The 4,721-nt window shown below is 69.6% G+C and carries 4 protein-coding genes and 1 pseudogene; 2 read left to right on the top strand and 3 right to left on the bottom strand.

The window, feature by feature from the left end:
- Both AB0F62_RS42430 and AB0F62_RS42425 read right to left on the bottom strand, forming a co-directional pair.
- Positions 1–724, bottom strand: a pseudogene (locus AB0F62_RS42430) (hypothetical protein); the annotation flags it as partial.
- Positions 725–1,788: 1,064 nt separating this feature from the next.
- On the bottom strand, positions 1,789–2,043 hold the full coding sequence (locus AB0F62_RS42425; protein WP_361812170.1) for a GntR family transcriptional regulator: 255 nt from the start codon (positions 2,041–2,043) through the stop codon (positions 1,789–1,791).
- A gap of 139 nt (positions 2,044–2,182) precedes the next feature.
- On the opposite strand from AB0F62_RS42425, the gene AB0F62_RS42420 reads away from it, so the two are divergent.
- Together AB0F62_RS42420 and AB0F62_RS42415 are read left to right on the top strand one after the other, a co-directional pair.
- Positions 2,183–2,410 (top strand): hypothetical protein, encoded by a 228-nt coding sequence (locus AB0F62_RS42420; RefSeq protein WP_361812167.1) that lies wholly within the window; start codon positions 2,183–2,185, stop codon positions 2,408–2,410.
- 106 nt (positions 2,411–2,516) lie between these two features.
- Positions 2,517–3,077: a Uma2 family endonuclease gene (locus AB0F62_RS42415; protein WP_361812164.1), complete on the top strand. Its 561-nt coding sequence runs from the start codon at positions 2,517–2,519 to the stop codon at positions 3,075–3,077.
- A 322-nt stretch (positions 3,078–3,399) separates the two neighbouring features.
- On the opposite strand, the gene AB0F62_RS42410 is transcribed toward AB0F62_RS42415, so the two are convergent.
- Entirely contained in the window at positions 3,400–4,536 is a 1,137-nt protein-coding gene (locus AB0F62_RS42410) for a Fic family protein (RefSeq protein ID WP_361812161.1), read from the bottom strand.
- Positions 4,537–4,721 lie beyond the last annotated feature (185 nt).

The raw sequence follows: 4,721 nt of genomic DNA, 5'->3' as shown, positions 1-4,721 counted from the left end.
CGTAGCCTGATCCGCCGGGCATGGACGACCCACCGCTGGGACGGACGCCCGAACCGCCGACCATGACCACACGCCTATCCGCGCGGCCTCTTAGTTCTTTAGCCGACGGGTTTCCGACGGTCGGGTGACCGGCGGCCGGGTGACCGGTTGTCGGGTGGCCGACTGCCGGTTGACCGACTGTCGGGAACCCGTTACTCGGTCCGGCCTGTACGTCTTCGGGGTTGTCATTGGTGGCGCCTGGGTCGGGAGATCCCGTCGTGACCGGGCGGAGGGCGGATGGCGCGGCTGGGGGGTGTGTGGCGGCCGGCTCTGGCAGTGTCGGTTCGGGTGGGGTGGGGGTGTGGTGGTTGCGGGGGTCGAGCCAGACCGGTTCCACGCGTACGGCCCGTGTCCCGGCCACCTGGGCCAGGAGGTGGTGGATGTCCTCTCGGCGGTGGGGGAGGCCGGCGACGGAGAATTCGGTGCGCCAGGTGCCGTCGGTGGCGTCCTGGATTTTGAGTTTGACGATGTAGCCGTATGCCACGAGGTTCCGCATGGCTTTGGTGAGAGCTTCGCGGCCGGGTTTGCGGGTGTTGGCCAGGGCGGCGATGGTGAAGTCCGCGCCGTCGGGCAGGCGCAGCGCGATGGTGAGCAGTCCGATGTCCAGGACGCTCAGGCGGTGGTCGTCGACGGCGCGGTTGTCGACGGCGACGAACCGTGGGGGCCGGGCGGGTAGTTTTCTCATCGGTGTGCGCCCGTCTTCGCGAGTGCGGCCGGCCTGGCTGCACAGGGGCCGACGGCAGCGCCGGCTGGCGGTGTGGCACGCTCGAGGGCGCGGCGGCCCGGTCCGGTCCGGCCGGCGGTGCCGGGGTGTGGGTTCAGGGTGGCTATGTCGGCAAGGCGGTGTCCCGCGGCGGTTGCGGGGCGCCTTCGCTCGTGCTGCTCGCGGCGGGCGGGTACTGCGGGGTGCCGCACTGGGGCGGTCTGTGCCGGCCGGGTACAGCTGGTCCCTGGGCTGTCCGGCAGCGGGGACGGACCCGGTTGCGGCGAGGGGAAGTCGGCGGCCAGCCCGGGCGTGTCCCGCGATGGCTGCCTGTGGTGCGCGGTGCGGGTGCGCCCGGTGTCGGGGCTTGCTGTCTGCCGTGCGGGGTGGTCCGGTCGTACCCGGCGCGGGCCGGGTGTGGCCGGCGGTGCGGTGCGGGTTTCGGTGGCCGTGGCGGTGGTGGTGGCGGGGGGATGCTGATGGGCGGTCATGCCGGCTCCCGGGCAGGTGGAGGTGGGTGTCGTCCTCTATGAAGCCCGGTGGCACTCACCGATTTGCTCACCGAAAAGCGGGGTGAAAGATCACAATCCGGTATCACCTGTGGTCGGTGAGTGCCGTTACCTCACCGGTGAGTGCCGCTGCGTCACCGGTGAGGAGCACGGGTCCCCTCACCACTGCAGGTCACGGCGCTTTGCGAGTCGTCACCGGCGCACCGTCAGCCGGTGGAGCAGTATCTGACGGGGCGGCAGGCCCGTGCGGCTTACGGGCCGTCGCGGCGGCGCAGGCGTGGGCGAAGGTACGGCCGGAGGTGATGGGGTGCGGTGTTCGCGTGATGGCACCCGTCCGAAGGCTGGGGCGCCGCGGCCGTGTTCCCCCGTGTGAACTGCTACGTGCGGTCTGGGCTGTGCGCGGGAGGCGTTCTTGCCGGCAGCCCTGGCAGCGCCGCGGGCCGGGCGGCTGGCGTGGGCTGTGGGGTGTGCCGTGGTCTGGGACAGTCGGCCGTGTGCGGCCCCGCAGGTGAGTTCGGCGGGAGGCTTTCGGCGTGGTTACTGCGGCGGGGTGACGAAGGTGCCGCGTTGGGGCACGGTGAAGACCAGCCCGTCGGCTGCCAGGACGGCGATGGCGCGGCGTACGGTGGAGCGGGCGAGACCGTACTGCTGTACCAGGCGCTGCTCGGAGGGGATGGCGCGGTTGGGTTCCCAGTCGCCGCGGGCGATACGGGCCGCGAGGATTCCGGCCAGCTGCCGGTAGGGGGTGACCGGGCCGTCGGCGTCGATCTCGTCGTCAGGGCCGTACTCCATGGTCAAGACGCTAGAGATGCCCAGATGACGCAGCACCTTGAGATACGTTGCGAGACGTATCGATACCAGCATGCTACGATCAGTTGGACAAACGGGTGGTCGGGGTGGCCGGACACGGAACTGTGTGAGGTGTCGGATCGTGGGGAAGCCCGGTGACGCGGAGCGCTGGCTGGACACCGGCTCGGGGCCCGGCGCCGTGGTCCGGGTCCGTGTGACTGGGGTGAACCATGTGGTCCAGGCGGCGTACCGTGCGTGGCTGGACCACGCCACCTCCTGCGGCACGTGCCGGGACGGGGCCGCCGGCGAGTGCACGGTCGTACAGCCGTTGTGGGACGCCTACCAAGCGGCGCGCCAGGCGGCCCCGTGAACCACCTGCCGGGCTTGGTTGTGGAGCGGTGACGGCGTCGGCTCGACCGGGGCCTTCTTGCTGGGCCACACTGGGGGCACGGCAAGCCGAGGAGGTGAAGGGGAGCGTGAGTGTTGCCGCCGCTGACCATTACGGGCCGTGGACCGTGGACGATGTCCTGGCCCTGCCCGAGGACCCGCGGAACCGGATCGAGCTGGTCGGGGGCGCTTTGATGATGAGCCCCGCGCCGGGCCTTGCGCATCAGTGGGCCTCGCACCGTCTTCACGTGCTGCTGGAGCAGGCGGCTGTGGCCGCGAAAGCCCCGGTGCTGGTCTTCGACGCCATCAACGTTCTGGTACCGGACGGCCTGATGATCCCGGACCTGGCCGTCGTTGATGAGGGCGTGGACCTGTCCGGTGTGACCGTGCACGCCCAGGACGTCATCGCCGTGGTGGAGATCGCCTCTCCTTCGACCCGTGTGGCGGACCGGAAGATCAAGCCTGCTCTGTATGCGGCAGCGGGTATCGAGCACTACTGGCGCCTGGAACTGGAGCCCGCGCCCAGGCTGTACCTGGGGCATCTGGAGCACGGCGCCTACAGCGACCGGCTGGTCCAGGCCGGCCAGACCACGGCAGTGACCGAGCCCTTTCCCCTGGACATCGACCCAGCCCGGCTGGTCAAGCGGTAACCACCCTTTTCCAGCCGCCGCAGGTGTCTGCCGCTGGATGGCAGGCGGAGCTTTGACCGCACCGCCGGTCGTGGACGGTTGGCAGTCCAGGGCCTGCATGGGCTGGTGTCGTGGCGGCTCGGGTCATTTCCATGTTCGGGCAGCCATGCCCTTACGGCTGACGTCGCCTTCCGACGGCCTTCGGCGAGCAGGCCATGGGGCGTGCTCCACTTCAGATGCCGACGGGGTCCTGGGCCGCGGCTTTGCTTCGAGCGCCCCTACGGCAGCTGCGCTTTGGGGGCCGCCGGCCTTCACCGCTGTGCCGGTTGGGGGCTTGTGTGGTTCAGGGCGTGTAGGGGTCGGTGAGGGTGGTGGGGGTGGCGGCGATGTCGAGGGCGGGTTGGGGGAAGCGGTCGCCGGCGGTGTAGTAGCGGGCTCGGGTGCGGCCGACGGGGGTGAGGACCTGGGCGGTGACCAGGTCGCGGAGGTCGCGTTGGGCTTGTTGGAGGCTGAGGCCTTCGGCATGTTCGTAGCGGGAGCGGCGTACTCGTCCGGCCATGGCGACGTCGTGGAGGGCGGTGATGGTGCGTTCGTCGAGGCCGGTGTGCTGGGTGAAGTCGGCGAGGGCTTCCCAGACTTTTCCGGCTCGGGTCAGCCGTGCCTGCACGGTCTGGGCCTGCTGGTGGTAGGCGGTCAGGTTGAAGCGGATCCACCCTGCGACGTCCTGGTCGGGCAGGTACCGGGCGCCGCGGCGAGCGAGTTCGCGGTAGTACTCCCAGGTGTTGCCCGGGCGTCCGAGCCATGCCTCGATGGAGGAGAACTCCGGAGCCAGGACGCCTTCCCGCGCGATCATGAGGGTTTGTAGTGAGCGGGACATTCGGCCGTTGCCGTCGGCCCATGGGTGGATCGACACCAGATGCAGATGCGCCATGGCGGCCCGGACCAGGGGATGGGTGGCGTCGTCGGTGCCCAGCCAGTCGACGAGTTCCTGCATGAGCGCGGGGACTGCTTCGGCGTCGGGGGCGGTATAGGCGGCGATGCTCGGGTCGCGGGCGTCGGTGACGTACACCGGCCCACGGCGCCACTGCCCGGCGGGTTTGCGCGGGTGGTGGCGGTGCCCTTGGAGCATCCAGTGCAGGGCGTTGAGAAAGCCGGTGCTGTAGGTGAAGTCGCCCGCATCGTGCAGTGTTTGGATGTAGGTCATCATCCGCTGGTAGGCGAGGGTCTCCTCTCGGTTCTCCTCGGAGACCTCCACATCCCGCTCGCCCTCTATCAGGTCTTCCACGTCCACGGTGGCGACCTTGAAACCCTCGATGGAGTTGGACGCTGCCACGGCGTCGGCGGTGAGGAACTTGCGCAGCCCCTGCGTCCACTTCGTCGGGGTGGATCGAACCTGGTGACGCAGGGCCGAGCGCATCTGGTCGATGGAGGCGAGTACACGCTCGTCGTCACGGCTGAGGGGAGGTGTGGGGTACAACATGAAAGAATAATACCGTGACGCAATCATTGCGTCCACGCGGGAACGAGCCGGAAGGCTCCGACCCCTCCCTGCAGTGTCTCCTACAGTCCTCCCTATGCCGTCCCCTACGGTGACCTTCCCTGCCCGGTGTGGTGTTTGTGCAGGTCAGGCGGCATGTGTGGGGGTGGTGGTGGTGCCGACAGCCC

Origin of the sequence: Streptomyces sp. NPDC026673 (genome assembly GCF_040638135.1) — a bacterium.
Classification (GTDB): domain Bacteria; phylum Actinomycetota; class Actinomycetes; order Streptomycetales; family Streptomycetaceae; genus Actinacidiphila.
The sequence above is the reverse complement of the archived record's forward strand: the minus strand, read 5'-3'. Positions and strand labels throughout refer to the sequence as shown.